Raw genomic sequence first — 21,567 nt, forward strand, 5'->3', positions numbered from 1 at the left:
AACCTTACTCACGTGCAACAGTTTTATACAATCCCCGTGCTATTGTTTCATCAACCCTTGTTGATGTTGTGTTATTCATCCTGTCTATGTTGTCCCTTTCCCGCCCTGTGGCGGGATTTTTTTGCCCCTCATCTGGCCTCTTTTGCGTGTAGCCTCGCAGGTTGTCATTTTTTTTACAACCAAAAACAACTCAAATTAAAACTAAAGATGTTGACATGAAAACAACTATAGTTTTAAATAAACACATAACAGCAGGGTATCCCTGCAAAGGTAACAACCCAGTTTTCACGTCAGTAACAACACACATAACAATAGGGTGATTTATGACTGAACCACAATTTCGCAGTAAAGGTCCTGAGCTTCTGGTCGAACTTTCTCAACACGTTGCCGATACGGTCAAAAACGTTACGGAGTTAGATCCACAAACCGCCGAGCTGGTCGGCAATGCCGTTGCTAAACATATGATGACCGTATGGGGCGGGCAAAATGTTTATTTCCCGATGGGAATTTCCTGGCGCGCGTCTCAACGCGATCTTCAAATCTATGACGAATTTGACGGGCGTAACCACAGCGCTTTGGCCAAGAAATATAATGTATCACTGCAATGGATTTATAAAATTGTCAGAACGATGAGAAAAGAAGATTTACAAATAAAACAACACTCACAAAAACGGTGAAAAATTATAAAGTAACAGCGTAGATAGTAATTAAAGGAACCTAATAAAAATAGGTAGTTTACTAACAGCGACAACCTCTTGATTTCATGACATATAGAGATTGAAATTTAAATTATGTCATTGCCTGTCTTTGATATTTTCGCTCCAACAGCGGAGACAGGCAAAGTATATACATTCCAGTACTAGCTGCCGCTGATAAGCGGTTTTATTATGGTGCTCAATGTCCACATGAACGACCACCTTTAATGGTGGGCTATTATACTAAATTATTTACAGGGTCTTTACCTCATAGAGGTTGAAGCGATCAGATTTTCCGCTGTATTCAGCATCCATCGTTCCACAGCGTGCGTAATAGAGCATCGTCAAATCCGCCGATCATTCCGCTCCCGTCTTAACATTTCCGATCACGTCCGGTAGCCACTCGTCGCTGTTCATAGAGCGAACACGAAGTGTATGCTGCCAATTGGATAGAAATCCTCCGAGAATGCCAGCAGCCTACTATTTGGGCTAACATCAAGCGCACCTAGGCTATATACCTCCACACGTTAATTCCCTTCCTACACATCTGTTGCCTACTTAGGCTGACTCAGATAGGTAGCGAACTCTTTACTCTGCTCATAGCAACTTTGGTAATGATAGCCTTTTCTAATATACGGCACAGACATATTTGTCGACAGGATGCACTTAATCATTTCGCCATACAACGGCCGTTTACGCAGCATATTCCACTGCATGCCCTCTTTAATGCGCACGCAAACGTTTTCGTTTATACTGCGACCATTTTTCACAACCCGATCAGGTATAAGGTTATGTTAACGATTGGAACCGCCCTGCGTGCGGATGCCACACGAGTGATGCTGCTTGGCTCCGGTGAATTAGGCAAAGAAGTGGCGATTGAGTGTCAGCGCCTGGGAATCGAAGTGATTGCGGTCGATCGCTATGCTGATGCCCCCGCGATGCAGGTTGCGCATCGCAGCCATGTCATCAATATGTTGGATGGCGACGCACTAAAAGCGTTGGTTGAAGCCGAACGCCCTGATTACATCGTGCCGGAAATTGAAGCCATCGCAACCGACATGCTGGTGACGCTGGAAAAACAGGGTCACCATGTTGTTCCTTGTGCCGAAGCCACACGCCTGACGATGAACCGTGAAGGTATCCGTCGTCTGGCTGCCGAAACACTCGGCGTTCCCACTTCCACCTACCGTTTTGCCGACAGCGAAGAAAACTTCCGTCAGGCGGTAGATGCGATTGGCTATCCTTGTATTGTTAAACCGGTCATGAGCTCTTCTGGCAAAGGGCAAAGCCTGATTCGCTCTGCTGAGCAGTTAGATCAGGCGTGGCACTATGCCCAGCAAGGTGGACGTGCAGGCGGCGGGCGCGTCATCGTGGAAGGGCTGGTTAATTTTGATTTCGAAATCACTCTGCTCACCATCCATGCGGTTGACGGTATTCATTTCTGTGCCCCCATCGGCCATCGACAGGAAGATGGCGACTATCGTGAATCCTGGCAGCCGCAGCAGATGAGTACACTGGCACAGGATCGCGCACAGAAGATGGCCAGCGATGTTGTGAAAGCGCTCGGTGGCTATGGCCTGTTCGGCGTTGAGCTGTTCGTCTGCGGCGATGAGGTTATTTTCAGTGAAGTCTCCCCTCGCCCGCACGATACCGGCATGGTGACAATGATCTCTCAGGATCTGTCCGAGTTTGCTCTGCACGTTCGTGCTTTCCTGGGGCTGCCCATTGGTGCGGTTCGTCAGTATGGCGCATCGGCTTCCGCCGTGATTTTACCGGAACTGGATAGCAACAACGTGCATTATCAGGGACTGGAAAGCTCACTGCTCCCTCATACGCAAATTCGCCTGTTTGGTAAGCCGGATATCGGCGGTAAACGTCGCATGGGCGTCGCGTTAGCCAGCGCGGAAACCACGGACGATGCCGTTGAAATCGCCAAGCGCGTCGCAGCGGGCGTAAAAGTCAGCGGCTGATACCTTTCTATTGCTGATGGGGTGAAATCAGACGTCACTGACGACAGATAAAACGCCCACCATAAAAAAGGCCACTCGCAGTGAGTGGCCTTCATCATTCAGTAACGAACAAACTTACGCTTTTGCACCTGCAACGGCTTCACGCGCCAGTTCAGTAATACGCGCGTAATCACCGCTTTCCAGCGCGTCGTTCGGCACCAGCCATGAACCACCTACGCACAGCACGCTTTTCAGCGCCAGATAGTCGCGGTAGTTATTCGGCGTAATGCCACCGGTTGGGCAGAAACGGATCTGAGCAAACGGACCAGCGATCGCCTGGAGCGCTTTCACACCGCCGTTAGCTTCCGCTGGGAAGAATTTGAACTCACGCAGGCCGTAATCCATACCCAGCATCAGTTCAGATACAGTGCTGATACCTGGGATCAACGGGATATTGCCTTCCGTTGCGGCTTTCAGCAGCGGCTCAGTCAGACCTGGGCTGATGGCAAACTGCGCACCGGCCTCAACGACCGCAGCCAGTTGCTCAGGGTTTGTTACCGTACCCGCGCCCACGATGGCTTCCGGTACTTCTTTCGCAATCGCGCGAATCGCTTCGATGGCGCAGTCGGTACGCAATGTCAGTTCCAGAACGCGAACGCCGCCCGCGACTAACGCTTTTGCCATCGGCACCGCGTGTTCCAGTTTGTTGACCACAATCACAGGAACAACGGGACCCGTTGTCAAAATCTGTTCCGCGCTCGTTTTCCAGTTTTTCATCAAAAGTTATCTCCAGTCATGCCCGAAGGCACCATTAATTATATAGCGCGCCCCTGCCACAGGGATCTGCGTCGCCGCAGATGTCCGACCGCACCGTGAGCCATACATTAAAAACTGTGGGATGCCGACCGTCCTCGATCAGCCTCCCCATTACTGACGTATTATCAAAAAATTACTCAAACTCATTCCAGGAACGGCCATCGCGGGTAATCATCGCCACGGATGCCACCGGCCCCCAGCTTCCTGCCTGATACGGCTTCGGTGCATCGTTGTCCATCGCCCACGCATCCATGATGGAATCCACCCACTTCCAGGCTTCTTCAACTTCATCACGACGGACGAACAGCGCCTGAATCCCACGCATGGTTTCCAACAGCAGACGCTCATAAGCATCGGCTAAATGCTGCTGATTAAAGGTTTCCGAGAAGCTCAGATCCAGCTTCACCGTTTGCAGACGGTGTTTGTGCTCTAACCCTGGCACTTTATTCAGAATCTGGATTTCCACACCCTCATCCGGCTGCAAGCGAATAATCAGCTTGTTCTGCGGCAGTTGCTGGTAAGAATCACGGAACAGGTTCAGCGCCGGGTTTTTAAAATACACGACGACTTCTGAACATTTGGTCGGCAGACGTTTACCAGTACGCAGGTAAAACGGCACGCCAGACCAGCGCCAGTCGTCAATATCAACGCGAATCGAGACGAAGGTTTCCGTGCTACTGCTTTTGTTCGCACCCTCTTCTTCCAGATAGCCCGGCACTTTATGTCCCTGAACAAAACCCGCCGTGTATTGGCCGCGTACGGTCGTTTCGTGCACGTTGGAGCGATCGATACGACGCAGTGAACGCAGCACTTTCACTTTTTCATCACGGATGCGGTCGGTCGTCAAATCAGACGGCGGCGACATCGCAATCATCGTCAAAATTTGTAACAGGTGGTTCTGGATCATATCGCGCATCTGGCCGGCTTTATCAAAATAGCCCCAGCGCCCTTCAATCCCAACTTCCTCGGCTACCGTGATCTGCACATGGTCGATCGTCCGGTTGTCCCAGTTTGAGGAGAACAGCGAGTTGGCAAAACGCAGCGCCAGCAGGTTCAGAACGGTTTCTTTACCCAGATAGTGGTCGATGCGGTAAACCTGACACTCGTTAAAGAATTCCGCGACCTGATCGTTAATGACGCGAGAAGACGCCAGATCGGTACCGAGCGGTTTTTCCATTACCACGCGCGCGGGCTCTTTATTCAGCCCTGCGGTTCCCAATCCTTTGCAGATCGCACCGAATGTACTCGGCGGCATCGCAAAATAGTTGATAGTGGTACGGTTTTTCTGGTCAAGCATCTTGCCCAGTTTGTTGAATGCTTTGGTGTCTTCCACATCAAGATTGCAGAAATCCAGCCGACTGCTTAGCGTTTCCCACAACTTATCGTCGATGGCTTCTTTCATAAAGGTGTCAAGCGCTTCGCGCACGACGCGGGTATACTCCGCTTTATCCCAATCCGCACGGCCCACCCCGATAATTCTGGTGTCCGCATGGATGTGCCCTGCTTTTTCCAACTGGTAAAGGGAAGGCAGCAATTTACGGCGTGCCAGATCGCCCTTAGCACCGAAAATAACCAGATCGCACGCTTGGGCTGTTGAAGTTACCGCCATGTTCATCTCCTCGTTGCAGGATGCTGTAATTTTATTACAGCGATAATGTACTCTTTTTGACTACAGCCAGTAAACCCATCATAAAAATGCTAAATAATGGTCGGGATTGACTGAAAACCATGCATAAATCGGTCTGTGCAGTGGCTGAAGTCACTTATGCATTCGCCCTAAAACGAAATTTTTCGTCGTTTCTGACAGTCGATTACTTTTCTGAAAGTTAGACACATGTCATGTTCTGGCAAAAAAAGGACCTAACTTGGCCTGTTGCCCTCTGCCAACCACTACAGGGTCGTAGTATATTTTCACGACGTGCATTTTTTCACGTAATACATGCCAGTTGTACCTTTAGTTGAAATTGGAAAAAACTTACATGGCCCTTGTCGTATGAATATGCTGGAAAAAATCCAGAGTCACTTAGAACTCTTGAGCAAATCAGAAAGAAAAGTTGCTGAAGTGATCCTGAGCACTCCGCAGACGGCCATTCACTCCAGCATCGCAACCTTAGCCAAAATGGCCGATGTCAGCGAACCAACGGTTAATCGTTTCTGTCGCCGCCTTGAAACTAAAGGTTTTCCCGATTTTAAACTACATCTGGCGCAAAGTCTGGCAAACGGTACACCGTATGTGAACCGTAACGTTGAAGAAGATGACAGCGTTGACGCCTATACCAGTAAAATTTTTGAATCCGCGATGGCTGGCCTGGAGCAGGTGAAATCCAGTCTGGATATTATCGCCGTCAACCGCGCAGTGGATTTGCTGACGCAGGCGAAGAAAATCTCTTTCTTTGGTCTGGGCGCTTCCGCTGCGGTCGCACACGATGCGATGAACAAATTTTTCCGCTTCAATATCCCCGTTGTCTATTTCGATGACATCGTTATGCAGCGCATGAGCTGTATGAATTCCAGCGACGGCGACGTCGTGGTATTGATATCCCACACAGGCAGAACCAAAAGTCTGGTCGAAATGGCGCAGTTGGCACGCGAGAACGACGCGACCGTTATCGCCATTACCTCGGACGGCACGCCGCTAGCGCGTGAGGCGTCGCTGGCCTTGCGGCTTGATGTGCCTGAAGATACCGACGTTTATATGCCGATGGTGTCCCGCATCGCTCAGTTGACGTTGATCGACGTTCTGGCGACGGGCTTCACGCTACGCCGCGGGGAAAAATTTCGTGATAACCTGAAACGGGTCAAAGAGGCCCTGCGTGAGTCACGCTTTGATAAAGACGAGCGATTGATTAACCCCTTCAGGTGATAGATAAGTTTTACGTTATGCTTTGTTTTTTAGCTATATTTTGTACCCTAAATAATTCGAGTTTCAGGCAGGCGGCAAGCGAGGGAGTCCCGATGAGCTTACTCAAGTAAGTGATTCGGGTGAGTAAGCGCAGTCAACGCACATGAAACTTGAAGTATGACGGGTAATGGAAAATGAGCGGTATCATCAACCTGTTTCATCTTGATATGGCCACAGACGACAGGCATAGAAAGATGGCGGGGATTACCTGTACAGTATGATAATCAGACTCAACACGATGTTCGGATAACGCAGGTGAAATAGTTTTGTTGTAAAGTGACATTTTGCACCGTTATTCGACGCTTAATCGCAACACTACAGCTTCACAAGTGAACGGAGTTATACATGTCCAGACGGCTCAGAAGAACCAAGATTGTCACCACCCTGGGGCCCGCTACCGACCGTGATAATAATCTCGAAAAGATTATCAGTGCGGGCGCGAACGTAGTACGAATGAATTTCTCTCACGGCACAGCAGAAGATCATCTATTACGTGCCAACAAAGTTCGTGAAATTGCGGCTAAATTAGGCCGCCACGTTGCCATTCTTGGCGATCTACAGGGTCCAAAAATTCGTGTTTCTACCTTCAAAGAGGGTAAAATTTTCCTGAATATCGGCGACAAATTCTTGCTGGATGCCAACTTAGCGAAAGGCGAAGGCGATAAAGAAAAAGTCGGGATCGATTACAAGGGCTTACCGAGCGACGTGGTACCTGGCGATATCCTGTTACTGGATGACGGCCGAGTGCAGTTGAAAGTCCTGCAGGTTGAAGGCCTGAAAGTGTATACCGAAGTCACCGTTGGCGGTCCGCTGTCTAACAACAAAGGCATCAACAAACTCGGTGGCGGTCTGTCTGCCGAAGCGCTGACGGAAAAAGATAAAGCCGACATTATTACCGCCGCAAAAATTGGCGTCGACTATCTGGCCGTCTCCTTCCCTCGTACCGGTGAAGACCTCAACTACGCACGCCGCCTCGCACGTGACGCGGGCTGTCACGCCAAGATCGTATCAAAAGTTGAACGTGCTGAAGCCGTCTGCTCAGATGCCGCAATGGATGACATTATTCTGGCTTCCGACGTGGTGATGGTGGCGAGGGGCGATCTGGGCGTTGAAATCGGCGACCCAGAGCTGGTGGGTATTCAGAAGAAATTGATTCGTCGCGCCCGTCAGTTGAACCGTGCGGTCATCACCGCTACGCAGATGATGGAATCGATGATCACCAACCCGATGCCAACGCGCGCCGAGGTGATGGACGTCGCCAACGCCGTGCTGGATGGTACCGATGCCGTGATGCTGTCAGCAGAAACCGCTGCGGGCCAGTATCCGGCTGAAACCGTCGCAGCCATGGCGAAAGTGTGTTTAGGCGCGGAAAAAATCCCAAGCATCAACGTCTCCAAGCACCGTCTTGACGTGCAGTTTGATAACACCGAAGAATCCATCGCGATGTCTTCCATGTACGCCGCCAACCACCTGAAAGGGGTTACCGCGCTGATCGCCATGACGGAATCTGGTCGTACCGCCCTGATGATGTCTCGTATCAGTTCTGGTCTGCCGATTTTCGCGATGTCTCGTCATGAGCACACGCTGAACCTGACCGCGCTGTATCGTGGCGTTACTCCCGTGCATTTCGACAGCTACACGGACGGCGTTGCTGCCGCCAATGATGCAGTGATCCTGCTGCGTGACAAAGGGTTCCTGATGTCTGGGGATCTGGTCATCGTCACACAAGGTGACATCATGGGTACCGTTGGCACCACCAACACGATCCGCATCCTGCGCGTGGAATAATCAGTACCATAGCCGCTCCGCTGCTGAGGTGGTGGACGGTTCATACAAGCAAAAAGCCGGACGATTTCTCGTCCGGCTTTTTTATCTATGCGGCCTATCAGCCCGCTGTTATCTACCGTATAAGTTAGTCGCGGTATAAATCATCCCGACAGTACGGTTCAATCTCACCCGGTTTGCGGGTTTTCAACAGCTTCAGAATCCAGGTGTACTGCTCAGGGTTCGGTTTGACCAGAATTTCCACTTCTTCATTCATACGCCGCGCAATATATACGTCATCCGCATCCGCTAGATCGTCCATCGGCGGACGGATAAACACATCCAGGCAGCCGTCTTTGGCGTTATACACCGGGAACAGCGGCACGATATCAGCACGACACACTTTCATCAGCCGTCCGACGGCAGGCAGCGTTGCTTTATAGGTCGCAAAGAAGTCGACGAATTCGCTGTGCTCAGCGCCGTGATCCTGATCGGGCAGGTAATAACCCCAGCACCCGGAGCGCACGGAGCTGATAAACGGTTTAATACCGTCGTTACGAGCATGGATGCGGCCACCAAAACGACGGCGTAACCGATTCCACCAGTAGTCCACCAACGCATTCTTCTGGTTGTGGAACATGGCCGCCATACGCTGGCCACGCGAGGTCAGCAGCATCGCGGGGATATCAACCCCCCAACCATGTGGAACCAGAAAAATCACGTTCTTCTCTTGTTCTTTAATACGCTCCAGAATGTCTTCGCCATGCCAGCGAACGTATTTCTCGATTTTCTTCGGGTTACGAATTCCCACTTCCACCATCATGATCATCGACTGAGGAGCCGTCGCAAACATGTCATCAATGATAGCTTCGCGCTGTGCTTCCGTTAATTCCGGCATGCAATACAGCAGATTAATACGGGCACGGCGGCGGGCGCCTTTTGATATTCTCCCAACAAAACGCCCTAGCCCACCCAGCACTGGATTTCTTAATCGCGCGGGAACATAGGCAGCGAGCGCCATCACACCAACGCCTAACCAAACGCCCCAATAGCGCGGATGAAAAAAGGCGCGTTGAAACTGGGGAACAAATTCAGCGTTCGATTTTTTTTCTTTTTCCATGCCTAAACTCTTCAGATCAATCAATAAACATAATCATAATTGCCGCTCGGCGTTTAGCAACACCGACAGCAATTACGCAAAAACACGTCTGCTCGATAATAAAAAATCAGGAACCTGTGTTCTATAAATGAAAATGCCGGCAGCAAGCCCCACCGGCATAACATGCAATCAATATCTATCCTAAATAATTCAAGTTGCATGAAGGCGGCAACCGCATGAATCCCCAGGAGCTTACACAAGTAAGTGACTGGGGTGAGTAAGGGCGGCCAACGCACAAGCAGCTTGAAGTATGACGGATATCATTAATCAAACTTAAGCTGCGGTACCACTTCCTTAACCTGCGCCAGATAATCACGACGCTCTTTACCCGCCAGCCCTTCAGAACGCGGCAGCTTAGCCGTTAACGGGTTTACCGCTTGCTGGTTGATCCAGAATTCGTAGTGCAGATGTGGGCCAGTGGAACGGCCTGTGTTACCAGACAACCCGATACGATCGCCACGTTTCACTTTCTGTCCTGGTTTAACCAAGATGCGATGCATATGCATATAGCGCGTGGTGTACTGGCGACCATGGCGGATCGCAACATAGTTCCCCGCTGCACCGCTGCGTTTCGCGATCACCACTTCGCCATCACCGACGGCCAGAACCGGTGAACCGACTGGCATGGCAAAATCGACACCTTTATGTGGTGCGACGCGCCCTGTCACAGGATTCAGACGGCGTGGATTGAAGTTGGAGGAAATACGGAATTGTTTCATGGTTGGGAAACGCATAAAGCCGCGCGTCAACCCAGAACCTTCACGATCGTAGAATTTACCGTCTTCTGCACGAATAGCGTAATAGTCTTTGCCACCCGTATTCAGACGAACACCGACCAGCTCACTCTGCTCACTTTTACCATCGAGCATTTCGCGGGACATCAGGACAGAGAAGGTATCGTCTTTGCGTAATTTACGGAAATCCAACTGCCATTGCAGCGCTTTAATGACTTCACGCACTTCTGTGCTGGTCAAACCGGCGTTTTTTGCGCTGCTGACAAAGCTGCCACTGACTCGGCCATTCAGGACGCTGTTGCGCCACTCGCCTTTCAACGTTTCAATGCGCTCTTTGAAATCGGCACCAACACGCTCATAAATGCGTGTTTCACGGCGGGACATCTGCCAGGTCAAACTTTGCAGGTCGCCGTTTTCTGCCAGAGCCCATGAGATTTGCTGACCAATTTTCAGGTTCCGCAAATCTTTATTCTGCTCCGCAAGCTGGGTGACATCCGCAATATCAATGCCGTACTGCGTCAAAATGCTGCTTAAGGTATCGCCCGTAGAGACCACGTACTCATGTACGCCGCCTTCATCGGCCACCTTATCATCCAGCTCATCTTGTGGAATCTCGTCATCTGGCGAAGGTTGGTCTATCGGTTCACTGGCTTCAGGCGTCAACGTACGCAGTTGGCTGGTTTCCAGGTCGATATCTTTCACGATGACGGGGGCATCATCGACGTGGGGATAAACAAAAGGCCGCCAAACAGCAACGGCCAATGTTACAACGGTAAGCGACCCCAGCATGACGCGATGGGGCCGAGGTAAGCTGTTATACGCCAGAGCGATAGTTCGGACTATCTGCTGCACTTATTCGTATCCTCATGATTTTTCCTCCAGACAGCTCACATACTGGTTCGATAGCTGCAACAAGAAATCGGCGTAGCTATCTCTACCCAGTGCAATATTGCTTCCCAATGGATCGAGCACACCCGAGCGCACGTCGGTTCCCTTGGCAACAGCATTAATAACGGCTGGCCTGAATTGTGGTTCAGCAAAAACGCATACGGCTTTGTGCTCAACCAACTGTGTTCGTATTTGATGTAAACGCTGTGCACCAGGTTGGATTTCGGGGTTAACCGTGAAGTAACCCAAGGGGCTTAACCCATAGTGTTTCTCAAAATAGCCATAGGCATCATGGAACACGAAATAGCCTTTACCCTGCACAGGCGCTAGCATCTTAACAATTTTTTCATCTGCTTGCCCGATTTTATCCGTGAAATAAAGCAGATTCGCGTCTAGTTTGTCCTTATTCTGAGGCATAAGTTCCAATAATTTTGCATGAATGGCAATTGCCGTCTGTTTTGTCATCTCCGGCGACAGCCAAATGTGCATATTGTACTCACCATGATGGTGGCCATCGTCGCCGTCATCATGGGCGGCATGGCTATGATCGTGGCCTTTTTCATGGTCATCGTGCGCCTGTTCATGACCATCCTCATGATCGTGTCCGGCCTCTTTTTCCAGCTCAGATTTAATCGCGGGGAGCGCGGAAAGCGTAATCTGCTTTTCAGGTGAAACTTTCTCTAACGGCTTTCCGAGAAAGGCTTCCATTTCCGGCCCGACCCAAATCACCAGTTCAGCAGACTGTAAACGCTGGACATCAGACGGGCGCAGGGCATAATCGTGGGGCGACGCACCATCAGGTAACAAAACCTCAGTGGGCGTCACACCATCGGCAATAGCTGACGCAATGAATCCTAAAGGACGAATTGACGTAATGACCGCAGCGGATGCCGCGCTGATTGACATCCCGCTTGCGAGCAGCACGCTGGCAACAAACACACTTTTTAACCATTTTTTTTGCTGAATAGATTTTTTTTGTTGAATAGACTGCTGCATGAAAAGTCGCTCCCATCGATTTTTATCGTGTTGTTTGTTATATTATAACGTTACATGGGTTATGCAAACCGAATTCTATGTCCACATTGGTATCACTTAATAATATTTCAGTTACATTTGGCAGCCGAAAGGTTCTGTCAGATATCTCTCTTACCTTGCAGGCAGGTCGAATTCTGACGCTGCTCGGGCCGAATGGCGCAGGAAAATCGACGCTGGTGCGCGTGGTATTAGGGCTACTTGCCCCCACCTCCGGTTCACTGGTACGGGATCCCGCGCTGCGTATCGGCTACGTTCCGCAGAAGCTGCATTTGGATACCACCCTGCCCTTGACCGTCAGCCGCTTTATGCAACTGCGCCCCGGCGTGAAAAAGCAGGATATTTTACCGGCGCTTAAGCGAGTTCAGGCTGCACATCTGCTGGAACAGCCGATGCAGAAGCTCTCCGGTGGCGAAACCCAGCGCGTCCTGCTGGCACGCGCGCTGCTCAACCAGCCCCAACTGCTGGTACTGGATGAACCGACGCAGGGTGTCGACGTCAATGGGCAACTCGCGCTGTACGACCTCATTAACCAATTGCGGCAAGAATTCCACTGCGGTGTACTGATGGTGTCGCACGATCTGCATTTGGTGATGGCGAAAACCGATGAAGTTCTCTGCCTTAATCAACATGTTTGCTGCTCCGGCACGCCTGAAGTGGTTTCGCTTCATCCCGAGTTTTTAGCGATGTTCGGCCACCGCGGCGCGGAGCAATTGGCGGTTTACCGCCACCATCATAATCATCGTCACGATCTACAGGGACGTATCATTCTGAAAAGACAAGGTGGAAACGACGCATGATAGAACTGCTGTTTCCCGGCTGGTTGGCGGGGATTTTGCTGGCGATTGCAGCCGGTCCGCTCGGCTCATTCGTCGTCTGGCGACGGATGTCTTACTTCGGTGACACGCTGGCGCACGCGTCTTTACTCGGTGTCGCCTTCGGCCTGCTGCTGAATATCAACCTGTTTGCTGCCGTTATTGCCGTGACGCTCATTCTGGCGTTGGGGCTTGTCTGGCTGGAGCGACGCCCCTATCTGGCTATCGATACGTTACTCGGCATCATGGCACACAGCGCTCTGTCGCTTGGATTGGTGGTCGTCAGCCTGATGAATAACGTGCGCGTGGACTTGATGGCTTATTTGTTTGGCGATTTGCTCTCTGTCACAACAGAGGATCTGTGGGTTATCGCCGCTGGTGTCATCGTTGTTGTTGCCATTATGTGCTGGCAATGGCGCGCACTACTTTCTATGACGATCAGCCCAGAGCTGGCGCACGTTGATGGCGTGAAGCTACAGCGCACCAAGCTGCTCCTGATGCTGACCACCGCGTTAACGATTGGTATCGCCATGAAATTTGTGGGTGCGCTGATCATTACGTCACTGTTGATTATTCCTGCGGCAAGCGCCAGACGCTTCGCACGGACGCCGGAACAAATGGCAAGCATCGCGATTATTGTTGGAATGATTGCCGTAACAGGCGGTTTAGCATTCTCGGCTGGCTACAATACGCCCGCTGGGCCATCGGTGGTGCTGTGCGCATCGCTGCTGTTTATTGTCAGCCTGATTAAGCGACAACCTGCATAGCCTATCAATCACTCAATAGTACAGAAACTCAATAGCAAAAAGCCCTTCCGAATACGTGATTCAGAAGGGCTTTATATTTTGGAGATTGCACGAGCCGCGTTTATTGCCGGTTAGCCATATCTGGAATGATTAAATCACCCCGCAAGACATACGAACCCAGCACGTCCTGTGTTTTCTCATTGAGCCACGACACGATTCTGGCCGCCACCGCATCCATCGAATATTCGATTGCGGGTATCGCTGGAATGCCAGGAATATCGAGAGACCCTGCCAGACTGAATACCATGATGTCTTTGGGGACGGATTTATTAAACGCCTGAAGCTGCGTAATCACACGTTTGGCTTCCAGCTCATCCGCCACCAGAAGCGCATTGAAATTCAGCGTCGTGCTGTTATTGAGCAGCACTTGCAGCGCCACCGACGACGATGAAGACGCATCCATAAAAATCAGGTTGCGGTTAAACGGTAAGAAGTTATTTTCCAGCGCCCGCTTATACCCTAACAGCACCTGCTCCGCTGAACTGCTCGCAGCGGGATTGATCAGCGCAATTTGCCGTCTTCCTTGCCGAATCAAGTAATTACACGCGGTTTCCGTAGCGAAAGCGTGATCGAATTGCAGGCTGTTCGTGGTATCCGTTTCCATACAATCGATCAGAATGATGTTCTTATCGGCCAGATTCAGCGCAAAGCGCGCGCCGATGATTAAAATGTCATCACACAGGCCGCTGGTCAGCTCATCAAGCACATTCATCACTTCAGCCCTGCTGCTGGCGAACCGCAACAAGAGGTGCTTTTGATGTCGGCTAAAGTGTTTTTCCAGCGCATAAAGATAGCCGGTCGTCTGGTTGATGTTGTCCTGAGCGCAAATGACGCCAATACATCCGGTTGACTGACTCAGCAGAGACTGGGCGATGACGTTCGGTCGGTATTTAAGCTCATCAACTGCTTTTAACACCGCAAGACGGCTAGCTTCCTTTACGCCGCGTGAACCACTCAACACCCGGGAGACTGTGGCTTTGGACACCCCAGCTAAACGCGATACATCGTTGATTGTAGACATCATTTGCCCCTGGAAAACGCTAAATCCGACTCAAAACCCTAAACACCAACCGCGCATTGCGTTGCTTCGCAGTATAACCGTTTCCATCCAGCATGGAAACCGATTATCCGTTTAACATCCAATGCGTATTTCTGCCAATAAGATGTGATGTAAATCTAATTAATACCGCCAGAAATCATCACATCTTGACGGTCATCACACTTCTCTTTTCTTTGCATGGAAAACGGTTTCCATATGATATCCAATCATCCTAGCAATAACTTTTTACATTGTGCTTGGCGGAAAATGCGGTCCGCAGCGGAAGAAAGATAACAGGTATAGGCTCACATTTATAAAAGGCTGCCACACGCGACATTCCCGTAAGGGTTTTAGATACAATGAGTTACGGCGTACAACGTGGCGATAACATACTGGGTGACGAGCTGTCGCTGTTACGGCGACACATGAAAAGGTGTTCACATGAGTTCCTTATATCAATCAATGATTGCCGCTATCGAACAATCGATTACCCCGCTGGCTGGGCGTTTGGGGCAGCAAAAATATGTGATCGCTATCCGCGATGGTTTTACCGCCGCGCTACCTTTTATGATTATCGGCTCGTTTATGCTGGTGTTTATTTTCCCTCCGTTTTCCGCCGATACGACCGTCGGATTTGCCCGTATCTGGCTGGATTTTTCTATTACCTATCGCGAACAGTTGATGCTGCCTTTCGAGCTCAGCATGGGGCTAATGACCTTTTTCATCTCCGTAGGCGTGGGTGCCAGCTTGGGAAGACAGCTTAATCTCGATTCCGTGATGTCCGGCCTGCTGGCGTTTATGGCTTTCCTGCTTGTCGCCGCGCCTTACGCCGATGATAAAATTTCCACCGAATATCTGTCAGGACAAGGGATCTTCACCGCTTTACTGACCTCCATCTACGCCACCCAAGTTTATGCGGCGCTGAAACAGCACAACATTACTATTCGCTTACCGAAAGAAGTCCCGACGGGGGTCGCTCGCTCGTTTGAAATCCTCATTCCCGTGTTGGTGATTGTCGCAACGCTGCATCCGCTCAATCTCTTCATTGAAGCGCAAACAGGCATGATCATTCCCGAAGCGATTATGCACCTGCTGGCACCGCTGGTGTCCGCCTCAGACTCGCTGCCTGCCATTCTTCTGTCTGTGCTGCTGTGCCAACTTTTCTGGTTCTCGGGGATCCACGGTTCGCTGATTGTCACGGGCATCATGAATCCATTCTGGATGACCAATCTGGCCGTGAATCAGGCCGCGCTGGCAGCCGGTGAAGTCTTGCCACATATCTATTTACAGGGCTTTTGGGATCACTATCTGTTGATTGGCGGCGTCGGCTCGACGCTACCGCTGGCATTTCTGCTGTTACGCAGCAAGGTCACGCACTTGCGGACCATCGGCAGAATGGGCGTCGTACCCAGCTTCTTTAACATCAACGAGCCGATCATGTTCGGTGCCCCCATTATTATGAACCCGATGCTATTTCTCCCTTTTGTCTTCGTGCCGATGGTTAACGCCGTGCTGGCTTACACCGCAACCAAGATGGGATGGCTGGCGCAGGTGGTGTCGTTGACGCCGTGGACCACACCGGCCCCCATTGGTGCATCGTGGGCCGCAAACTGGAGCTTCAGTCCGCTAATCATGTGCCTGCTGTGCATGGTGTTTTCCGCGCTAATGTATTTGCCGTTCCTGCGAGCTTATGAACGCACATTAATGAAAACCGAGGAGCAAAAAATACAGGACGATATTTCGCTGACGAAAACAGTGAGCAGTAATTAATGGGATTAATAAAAACAACGATAGATATTAAATAGAAGAAAGAAAATAAAGCGTTTAGGGTCGAGATATTTTTATTATTCGCTTTCATCGATTCGGACGACATTCAAGAACGCGGCATAGAAAATACGTGCTGCGAATATTCGCTCACATAAAAATAGGTCATATGATGATTACATTAGAAGATGCAGTAATGGAAATTATCGTCAATGCGGGACAGTCGCGTAGTCTGTGTTTTGAAGCGCTACACGCTGCGCGTAAAGGTAACATTGATGAGGCCAAAAATCTGTTGAAGGAAGCCGATGGTTACGCGCGCAAAGCCCACCATATGCAGACCAAGCTGATCGAACAGGATGCGGGAGAAGCCAGACAGCCAATGACATTAATTATGGTTCATGCTCAAGACCATTTAATGACATCACTGCTTGCACGCGAATTATCAGAAGAGATTATTCATCTCTATCAGCGGCAATAGTTCATTTTAATCCCCTTATAGGGAGGATCGATTACGTCAGTTATTTAATTACGCTGTACCCGTTTAAAAAAATAACAATCACCTTGTTCTGAGTGCCGTGCCATTATTCACGCCAATCAGAGCGGGATGGTTATTGTCTGAAAATAACTTACCGAATTGAGATGACTATGACAAATTCCAAAAAACTGCCCGTTACACTGGCGGTACTGGCTTCCCTTTGCTCCGGTTCCGCATTCGCACAAGAAACGATTACTCAAGAGCAATTAGATCGTATCGTTGCTCAGGCCGTAGAAAAAGCGCTGGCAGAACGTCAGGCTAAATTAGACGCAATTGCCAGTAAACAGGTCGATCCGCTGACGACACCCGACACCCCCAAAACGCCTGACATGGCGATACCTTATGGCATCAACTTCACTGGCTATGCGCGTTACGGTGCGCAATTCCAGAGCGGTGACCAGAAATATGTTGCAGTTGACGGCTCCTATAACGGTGCCTCCGCACTGGGCCGTCTGGGCAACGAAGGCAATGGCGGCGAATTCCAGCTTTCCAAGGCTTTCAAAAGTAACAACGGCGCAATCTGGGATGTCGTCGTGATGATCGACCACTGGGGCGACGAAGTTAACCTGAAAAAAGCCTATGCAGGCGTTACCAACCTGTTTGCTTCTCAGCCAAACGCCTATCTCTGGGCCGGACGCGATTTCCACCAGCGCCCACAGCAAGGTATTAACGACTACTTCTGGATGAACCACGACGGTCAGGGCGCAGGGATAAAGAATTTTGATCTCGGTGGTATTCAATTCGATGTGGCGGCCGTCGCGGCCGTGGAATCCTGTAACCCCGAAGTGATCACGAATAACGCGAACCCCTCACGCATCAGCTGTACCGGCAGTTCCGGCACGGGCGATAAAGGTAATTACGCACTGACGTCCAAAGTGCATGGCATCAAGCTGGGGCCGTTGGATCTCTCGCTGTACGCGAACTACGGTTTTGACTCGAAAGCGGTAGATAACGATGCGCGCCTGAAAGCCTGGCAAGGTGGCGCGGTCCTGAGCCATACGGGAAAAAATAGCCTCAATCAGTTTATCACTCGCTACTCGGACAATGCGGATAATAGCGTTTACAACAAAACGGACAACCTGAAAACCTTCTATGCCAGCTTTGAGGGTAAATACAAATTCACGCCGCAAACGCAGGTCGAATATCTGCTGGCCTACCATGACTACTCGAATGACTCAGCCAGTCAAGACGATCGTCGTAACTACAATGCCATCGTGCGACCGATGTATTTCTGGAATGATGTGCATTCCACCTGGCTTGAAGCGGGCTATCAACATGTAGATTACGGTCAGGGTGGTGATAACAAAGGGTGGAAGCTGACGCTTTCCCAGAATGTCTCGATCGCCATGGGACCGGAGTTCAGACCGATGCTGCGTTTCTACGTCACTGGCGGGGAAGTCGATAACAAACACACCGCGCGGACAACGACCGGCGTCAACACACAGCTCGATTCGTTCAACGTTGGGGCAATGTGGGAAGCCTGGTTCTAATCACATAAACTCAGGGAGACCATGTGGTCTCCCTGAATATGGAAAGCATTTCTTAGGCGATACGTTTTTCCACCCGTTAACCTCAATCTTCACGCGTTAAGCCAAAATGCCGATAGGCATGCTGCGTCGCCATTCGACCGCGCGGCGTACGCTGAATGAACCCTTGCTGAATCAGAAACGGCTCCAGCACGTCTTCAATCGTTTCACGTTCTTCGCCAATCGCTGCCGCTAAATTGTCCAGACCAACGGGGCCGCCCATGAATTTATCGATGATCGCCAACAGCAGCTTGCGGTCCATGTAGTCAAAGCCTTCGGTATCCACCGCCAGCATATCCAACGCCTGCGTCGCCACATCACCGGTAATCGCCCCTTCCGACTTAACTTCGGAGAAATCACGCACCCGTCGCAATAATCGGTTAGCAATACGCGGCGTACCCCGCGCGCGCCGCGCCACTTCAAGCGCGCCATCCGATGTCAGATCCAGCCCTAAACACTGTGCGCTGCGGCTGACGATATACTGCAAATCCTCAACTTTATAAAACTCCAGACGCTGCACAATGCCGAAACGATCGCGCAATGGCGAGGTTAACGAACCTGCACGCGTCGTTGCGCCAATCAGCGTAAAAGGAGGCAAATCGAGTTTGATCGAACGGGCGGCAGGCCCTTCACCGATCATGATATCCAACTGATAATCTTCCATCGCCGGATACAGCACTTCTTCCACAACGGGCGACAGACGGTGGATTTCATCGATGAACAGCACGTCATGCGGTTCAAGATTAGTCAGCAGCGCGGCGAGATCGCCGGCTTTTTCCAGCACCGGACCCGACGTCGTGCGCATATTCACGCCCATTTCGTTAGCAACAATATTCGCCAGCGTCGTTTTACCCAGACCGGGAGGACCAAAAATGAGCAGATGATCCAGCGCATCCCCACGTTTGCGAGCTGCCTGGATAAAAATTTCCATCTGCTCACGCACCTGCGGCTGCCCCACATACTCGGTGAGCAATTTAGGGCGGATCGCACGGTCGATAAATTCTTCTTCGGGAACGGCATCAGCGGAGATCAAACGATCGGCTTCTATCATGAATACCTCACAGCGCCGCGCGCAGTGCATCCCTGATTAGGGTTTCACAGTCAGCATCGGGACGCGCAATCTTGGAAATCATGCGGCTGGCTTCCTGTGGTTTGTAACCTAGCGCAACCAGTGCTGCTGCAGCTTCCGCTTCAGGTTCGCCAACGCGACTGTCTGCGGTAGCGGGCGATGCCAGCGGAATATCGCTGACTGGATTAAACAGATCGCCGCTCAAGCCCTTGAAGCGATCTTTCATTTCAACAACCAATCTTTCCGCCGTTTTCTTACCAACGCCCGGAAGTTTAATCAACGCACCGATTTCTTCACGCTCAACGGCGCTGACAAACTGCGTCGCGGACATCCCAGAGAGAATCGCCAGCGCCAGCTTCGGTCCGACGCCATTTACTTTGATCAGCTCACGGAACAGCGCCCTCTCTTGCTTATCATTAAAGCCGAACAGCAGCTGTGCATCTTCGCGGACGACAAAATGGGTAAAGATGACCGCTTCCTGATTGAGTTCAGGGAGTTCGTAAAAGCACGTCATCGGCATATGGACTTCGTAACCCACGCCGTTAGCTTCTATCAGCACCTGCGGCGGCTGTTTTTCCAGAATAATGCCTCTGAGACGACCTATCACGTTGCGCTTCCTTTTACGTAGGGAAAGAATGGCTTGAAGTATGACGAGTATATAACATAAAAAAGGCTGGATGAATATCCAGCCTCCTGTTTCAGCGCAGTCTTCCTGCCAGCGGGTTCACTTTCGCCGCCGCTGTTCGCAGCAGGCTTTGGCTAAAGTGGCAGTGAGTAATGGCAATCGCCAGCGCATCGGCAGCATCCGCCTGCGGGCTGGCCGACAGTTTCAGCAGTGAGCGAACCATATGCTGCACCTGCTTTTTATCCGCCGCCCCCGTCCCTACCACCGTTTGTTTCACCAGTCGTGCCGCGTATTCAAACACGGGCAGATCCTGATTCACACCGGCAACGATAGCTACACCGCGCGCCTGCCCCAGCTTCAAGGCTGAATCCGGGTTTTTCGCCATGAAAACCTGCTCAATCGCCATACAGTCTGGGCGAAATTGCGTAATGATTTCACTGACACCAGCGTAAATCAGCTTCAGCCGCGTGGGCATATCATCCACCACGGTACGGATACAGCCGCTGCCGAGATACGTCAGATGACGCCCCTGCTGACGGATAATGCCATAACCCGTCACGCGCGAACCGGGGTCAATGCCTACTATTATTGTCATAGTGCTACGATTGCCATGGTGCTACGACTGTCATCGTGCCGCTCCGCAGATTCGCCCGTGTGGATGTGGATAGCTATTGCTACGTTGCATTACCGACCAGCCATTACAGCAGTTCAGCCACCTCATCGGAGATCTCACCGTTGTGGTAAACCTCCTGCACATCGTCGCAGTCTTCCAGCATGTCGATCAGACGCATCAGCTTCGGTGCCGTTTCCGCATCCATATCCGCTTTGGTAGACGGAATCATCGACACTTCCGCAGATTCTGCTTTCAGGCCAGCTGCATCCAACGCATCTTTCACATCACCGAACGTTTCCCACGGCGTGAAGACGTCAATCGCACCGTCGTCATACGTCACAACGTCATCGGCACCGGCTTCCAGTGCTGCATCCATCACCGCATCTTCATCCAGACCCGGCGCGTAAGAAATGACGCCTTTCTTGGTGAAGAGGTACGAAACAGAGCCATCGGTACCCAGGTTGCCGCCGGTTTTCGTAAACGCGTGGCGCACTTCGGAAACGGTACGGTTACGGTTGTCACTCAGGCATTCCACCATGACAGCAGTACCGCCTGGGCCGTAACCTTCATAAATGATGGTTTCCATGTTGGCATCATCATCACCGCCGACACCACGGGCAATCGCGCGGTTCAGCGTATCGCGCGTCATGTTGTTGGACAGTGCTTTATCGATCGCAGCGCGCAGACGTGGATTAGAACCCGGATCGCCACCGCCCAAACGGGCTGCGGTGACCAGTTCGCGGATAATCTTGGTAAAAATTTTACCGCGTTTGGCGTCCTGTGCTGCTTTACGATGTTTTGTGTTAGCCCACTTACTATGACCTGCCATAAAAATC

The 21,567-nt window shown here is 51.0% G+C and carries 19 protein-coding genes; 9 read left to right on the forward strand and 10 right to left on the reverse strand.

All coding sequences use genetic code 11. From position 1 onward, the window contains the following. Positions 1–323 precede the first annotated feature (323 nt). On the forward strand, positions 324–677 hold the full coding sequence (locus JFY74_12100) for a DNA-binding protein (GenBank protein ID QQG26879.1): 354 nt from the start codon (positions 324–326) through the stop codon (positions 675–677). 809 nt (positions 678–1,486) lie between these two features. Next, positions 1,487–2,665, forward strand: coding sequence for a formate-dependent phosphoribosylglycinamide formyltransferase (gene purT / locus JFY74_12105; GenBank protein ID QQG26880.1), 1,179 nt, complete (start codon positions 1,487–1,489; stop codon positions 2,663–2,665). Between the two features lie 114 nt (positions 2,666–2,779). Here purT and JFY74_12110 read toward each other — a convergent pair whose 3' ends face one another. Continuing rightward, a complete protein-coding gene (locus JFY74_12110) occupies positions 2,780–3,421 on the reverse strand; it encodes a bifunctional 4-hydroxy-2-oxoglutarate aldolase/2-dehydro-3-deoxy-phosphogluconate aldolase (GenBank protein ID QQG26881.1) in 642 nt (213 codons plus the stop codon). Between the two features lie 172 nt (positions 3,422–3,593). Beyond that, positions 3,594–5,069, reverse strand: a complete 1,476-nt coding sequence (gene zwf / locus JFY74_12115; GenBank protein QQG26882.1) for a glucose-6-phosphate dehydrogenase — start codon at positions 5,067–5,069, stop codon at positions 3,594–3,596. A 384-nt stretch (positions 5,070–5,453) separates the two neighbouring features. On the opposite strand from zwf, the gene JFY74_12120 reads away from it, so the two are divergent. Continuing rightward, on the forward strand, positions 5,454–6,323 hold the full coding sequence (locus JFY74_12120) for a MurR/RpiR family transcriptional regulator (protein QQG26883.1): 870 nt from the start codon (positions 5,454–5,456) through the stop codon (positions 6,321–6,323). Between the two features lie 384 nt (positions 6,324–6,707). Continuing rightward, entirely contained in the window at positions 6,708–8,150 is a 1,443-nt protein-coding gene (gene pyk / locus JFY74_12125) for a pyruvate kinase (GenBank protein QQG26884.1), read from the forward strand. Positions 8,151–8,274: 124 nt separating this feature from the next. Here the strand turns inward: pyk and lpxM are convergent, their stop codons facing one another. From lpxM to znuA, 3 genes are all read right to left on the reverse strand, one after another. Next, positions 8,275–9,246, reverse strand: coding sequence for a lauroyl-Kdo(2)-lipid IV(A) myristoyltransferase (gene lpxM, locus JFY74_12130; protein ID QQG26885.1), 972 nt, complete (start codon positions 9,244–9,246; stop codon positions 8,275–8,277). 302 nt (positions 9,247–9,548) lie between these two features. Next, complete coding sequence (mepM, locus tag JFY74_12135) at positions 9,549–10,871, reverse strand: murein DD-endopeptidase MepM (GenBank protein QQG26886.1); 1,323 nt, start codon at positions 10,869–10,871, stop codon at positions 9,549–9,551. Between the two features lie 12 nt (positions 10,872–10,883). Continuing rightward, positions 10,884–11,903 (reverse strand): zinc ABC transporter substrate-binding protein ZnuA, encoded by a 1,020-nt coding sequence (znuA, locus tag JFY74_12140; GenBank protein QQG26887.1) that lies wholly within the window; start codon positions 11,901–11,903, stop codon positions 10,884–10,886. Positions 11,904–11,980: 77 nt separating this feature from the next. On the opposite strand from znuA, the gene znuC reads away from it, so the two are divergent. Together znuC and znuB are read left to right on the forward strand one after the other, a co-directional pair. After that, a complete protein-coding gene (gene znuC / locus JFY74_12145) occupies positions 11,981–12,739 on the forward strand; it encodes a zinc ABC transporter ATP-binding protein ZnuC (protein QQG26888.1) in 759 nt (252 codons plus the stop codon). Further along, positions 12,736–13,521: a zinc ABC transporter permease subunit ZnuB gene (gene znuB / locus JFY74_12150; protein ID QQG26889.1), complete on the forward strand. Its 786-nt coding sequence runs from the start codon at positions 12,736–12,738 to the stop codon at positions 13,519–13,521. Before znuC ends, znuB begins: the two co-directional genes overlap by 4 nt. 100 nt (positions 13,522–13,621) lie before the next feature. On the opposite strand, the gene JFY74_12155 is transcribed toward znuB, so the two are convergent. Further along, positions 13,622–14,581, reverse strand: coding sequence for a LacI family DNA-binding transcriptional regulator (locus JFY74_12155; GenBank protein ID QQG26890.1), 960 nt, complete (start codon positions 14,579–14,581; stop codon positions 13,622–13,624). Between the two features lie 459 nt (positions 14,582–15,040). On the opposite strand from JFY74_12155, the gene JFY74_12160 reads away from it, so the two are divergent. The 3 genes from JFY74_12160 (at position 15,041) to JFY74_12170 (ending at position 18,388) form a co-directional block, all read left to right on the forward strand. Continuing rightward, positions 15,041–16,369 (forward strand): PTS sugar transporter subunit IIC, encoded by a 1,329-nt coding sequence (locus JFY74_12160; GenBank protein ID QQG26891.1) that lies wholly within the window; start codon positions 15,041–15,043, stop codon positions 16,367–16,369. A 166-nt stretch (positions 16,370–16,535) separates the two neighbouring features. After that, positions 16,536–16,841, forward strand: a complete 306-nt coding sequence (locus JFY74_12165; protein QQG26892.1) for a PTS lactose/cellobiose transporter subunit IIA — start codon at positions 16,536–16,538, stop codon at positions 16,839–16,841. A gap of 167 nt (positions 16,842–17,008) precedes the next feature. Next, complete coding sequence (locus JFY74_12170; GenBank protein QQG26893.1) at positions 17,009–18,388, forward strand: carbohydrate porin; 1,380 nt, start codon at positions 17,009–17,011, stop codon at positions 18,386–18,388. A gap of 82 nt (positions 18,389–18,470) precedes the next feature. On the opposite strand, the gene ruvB is transcribed toward JFY74_12170, so the two are convergent. From ruvB to JFY74_12190, 4 genes are all read right to left on the reverse strand, one after another. Next, positions 18,471–19,475, reverse strand: a complete 1,005-nt coding sequence (gene ruvB / locus JFY74_12175) for a Holliday junction branch migration DNA helicase RuvB (protein ID QQG26894.1) — start codon at positions 19,473–19,475, stop codon at positions 18,471–18,473. 7 nt (positions 19,476–19,482) lie between these two features. Next, positions 19,483–20,100, reverse strand: a complete 618-nt coding sequence (gene ruvA, locus JFY74_12180; GenBank protein ID QQG26895.1) for a Holliday junction branch migration protein RuvA — start codon at positions 20,098–20,100, stop codon at positions 19,483–19,485. A 91-nt stretch (positions 20,101–20,191) separates the two neighbouring features. Further along, positions 20,192–20,713 (reverse strand): crossover junction endodeoxyribonuclease RuvC, encoded by a 522-nt coding sequence (gene ruvC / locus JFY74_12185; GenBank protein QQG26896.1) that lies wholly within the window; start codon positions 20,711–20,713, stop codon positions 20,192–20,194. A gap of 103 nt (positions 20,714–20,816) precedes the next feature. Continuing rightward, on the reverse strand, positions 20,817–21,560 hold the full coding sequence (locus JFY74_12190; GenBank protein QQG26897.1) for a YebC/PmpR family DNA-binding transcriptional regulator: 744 nt from the start codon (positions 21,558–21,560) through the stop codon (positions 20,817–20,819). Between the last annotated feature and the right edge of the window lie 7 nt (positions 21,561–21,567).

This window comes from Pectobacterium carotovorum (assembly GCA_016415585.1).
GTDB classification, from domain to species: domain Bacteria; phylum Pseudomonadota; class Gammaproteobacteria; order Enterobacterales; family Enterobacteriaceae; genus Pectobacterium; species Pectobacterium carotovorum_K.